This is a genomic window from Fulvimarina thalattae (genome assembly GCF_040239565.1).
Taxonomy (GTDB): Bacteria; Pseudomonadota; Alphaproteobacteria; order Rhizobiales; family Rhizobiaceae; genus Fulvimarina.
The window spans coordinates 3,935-6,663 of record NZ_JBEHWS010000040.1 but is presented as its reverse complement, the minus strand read 5'-3'; the positions used below and the strand labels follow the sequence as shown (position 1 = coordinate 6,663).

The following is a 2,729-nucleotide window of genomic DNA, read 5'->3' as shown; positions in this document are numbered from 1 at the left end:
GTCTTTCGAAGCATAGATGACGTTGGTTGTCTTGTTGGTTGGGGTTTCGGCCTTGGCTGATGGATGATCGACGATGCCGGGTCTCTTTTTGTCTGGTTGGCTTTCGGGTCGGCTGGATTTTTTGGGGTCTGGTTCTTTCGTCTTTTTGCTTTGAGCAAGCGACAGAAGGTCAGGGTTTATACTCTTATGATCGAACCTGAGAGTTTGATCCTGGCTCAGAACGAACGCTGGCGGCAGGCTTAACACATGCAAGTCGAGCGCATCCTTCGGGGTGAGCGGCAGACGGGTGAGTAACGCGTGGGAATCTACCCATCTCTTCGGGATAGCTCCGGGAAACTGGAATTAATACCGAATACGTCCTTTTGGAGAAAGATTTATCGGGGATGGATGAGCCCGCGTAGGATTAGCTAGTTGGTGCGGTAATGGCGTACCAAGGCGACGATCCTTAGCTGGTCTAAGAGGATGATCAGCCACACTGGGACTGAGACACGGCCCAGACTCCTACGGGAGGCAGCAGTGGGGAATATTGGACAATGGGGGCAACCCTGATCCAGCCATGCCGCGTGAGTGATGACGGTCTTAGGATTGTAAAGCTCTTTCAGTGGGGACGATAATGACGGTACCCACAGAAGAAGCCCCGGCTAACTTCGTGCCAGCAGCCGCGGTAATACGAAGGGGGCTAGCGTTGTTCGGAATTACTGGGCGTAAAGCGCACGTAGGCGGATCAGCCAGTCAGGGGTGAAATCCCAGGGCTCAACCCTGGAACGGCCTCTGATACTGTTGATCTAGAGTGTGAGAGAGGTGAGTGGAATTGCGAGTGTAGAGGTGAAATTCGTAGATATTCGCAGGAACACCAGTGGCGAAGGCGGCTCACTGGCTCACAACTGACGCTGAGGTGCGAAAGCGTGGGGAGCAAACAGGATTAGATACCCTGGTAGTCCACGCCGTAAACGATGGAAGCTAGCCGTCGGGTTGTTTACAGCTCGGTGGCGCAGTTAACGCATTAAGCTTCCCGCCTGGGGAGTACGGTCGCAAGATTAAAACTCAAAGGAATTGACGGGGGCCCGCACAAGCGGTGGAGCATGTGGTTTAATTCGAAGCAACGCGCAGAACCTTACCAGCTCTTGACATCCTCTGACGGTTACCGGAGACGGTTTCCTCCCTTCGGGGCAGAGTGACAGGTGCTGCATGGCTGTCGTCAGCTCGTGTCGTGAGATGTTGGGTTAAGTCCCGCAACGAGCGCAACCCTCGCCCTTAGTTGCCATCATTCAGTTGGGCACTCTAAGGGGACTGCCGGTGATAAGCCGAGAGGAAGGTGGGGATGACGTCAAGTCCTCATGGCCCTTACGGGCTGGGCTACACACGTGCTACAATGGCGGTGACAGTGGGCAGCAAGCCAGCGATGGTGAGCTAATCTCCAAAAGCCGTCTCAGTTCGGATTGCACTCTGCAACTCGGGTGCATGAAGTTGGAATCGCTAGTAATCGTGGATCAGCATGCCACGGTGAATACGTTCCCGGGCCTTGTACACACCGCCCGTCACACCATGGGAGTTGGGTCTACCCGAAGATGGTGCGCTAACTCTTTGAGAGGCAGCCAGCCACGGTAGGCTCAGCGACTGGGGTGAAGTCGTAACAAGGTAGCCGTAGGGGAACCTGCGGCTGGATCACCTCCTTTCTAAGGATGATCTGGTTATCGGCCCGATCGGCCCTCGACCGTTCGTCAGCAATGGCGACATCGAGCCCCGATCGATCGTCGAACCCGATCGTTTTAGAACAAAGGTGCCTTTCTAGTCGGATCGGCACCGCCCGTGAGCAATCACGGTCACAACAAAGACGCCTATGAGCTGCCGTTCTGACGGTCGCCACGGCGTGATGGCCGCAAGCGCCGCCTTCGTTTCTCTTTCTTCTCTTGGATATATGTCCTTACGGCCGAGCGTTCGCTTCGCTCACTGGCCTGCGGACGGCACGGCGAACGATCGCCGACGCGCGTTCGCGCTACGTTTTGGCTTCGCGGCGTTCCGATCGCAGCATATGTTACTGGTTGCCGGCGTCTTCGCTGGTTCACAGCCAGGGCCCGTAGCTCAGTTGGTTAGAGCGCACCCCTGATAAGGGTGAGGTCGGTAGTTCGAGTCTACCCGGGCCCACCATTCCTTTGAATGGTCTGCTTGGTTGGCTCGCTTCAGAATGGGGCCTTAGCTCAGCTGGGAGAGCATCTGCTTTGCAAGCAGAGGGTCATCGGTTCGATCCCGATAGGCTCCACCATTGAGGTCGGTTCGGCGTAAGCCGAACGCGAACCATGCGTTCGCGAGACCGAAATGCGCGAGCCCTCTTGGGGCGAGCGCTGTAGCGACACGTGAAATACAACAGGGCAGGGCGCTTTTGAGCGACCGTCCGTCATATCCAGGAGAGAAAGCTCAAGTTTGCAGCTTGGATTGGCTTTGGCCTTCCTTGTCTGCCTGTTCTCAAACATCGTGAAGAAGAAGACGGATCTGGAAGGATCGTCATGGAAAGGGGTTTTACCCCGCGCTTCGCTCCGAAGCGTTCTGCCTGCCTCTTCGAGGTGAGGGTGGTCCGACGGTCCTGCCGGCAGGAATTGCCAGAGGTCGAGTTCATCGCTCGACGCTGGACTAGACGGTTCCTGTCACTTGAAGCCGATGTCGCCTGACCGCGCATCGTTCGGGTCCGTTTCGAGAAGCTGGTCTTTCGCCGGTTGGTCTAGACAACCAGC

Annotated in this window: 2 tRNA genes and 1 rRNA gene; all 3 read left to right on the top strand. The window is 56.3% G+C overall.

The annotated features are described in order from the left end of the window. Window positions 1–192 precede the first annotated feature (192 nt). The 3 genes from ABRA89_RS19975 (at window position 193) to ABRA89_RS19965 (ending at window position 2,263) form a co-directional block, all read left to right on the top strand. Window positions 193–1,676, top strand: a 16S ribosomal RNA gene (locus ABRA89_RS19975). A 395-nt stretch (window positions 1,677–2,071) separates the two neighbouring features. Continuing rightward, window positions 2,072–2,148, top strand: a tRNA-Ile gene (locus tag ABRA89_RS19970). 39 nt (window positions 2,149–2,187) lie between these two features. Continuing rightward, window positions 2,188–2,263 (top strand) — tRNA-Ala (locus ABRA89_RS19965). The last annotated feature ends 466 nt before the right edge of the window (window positions 2,264–2,729 follow it).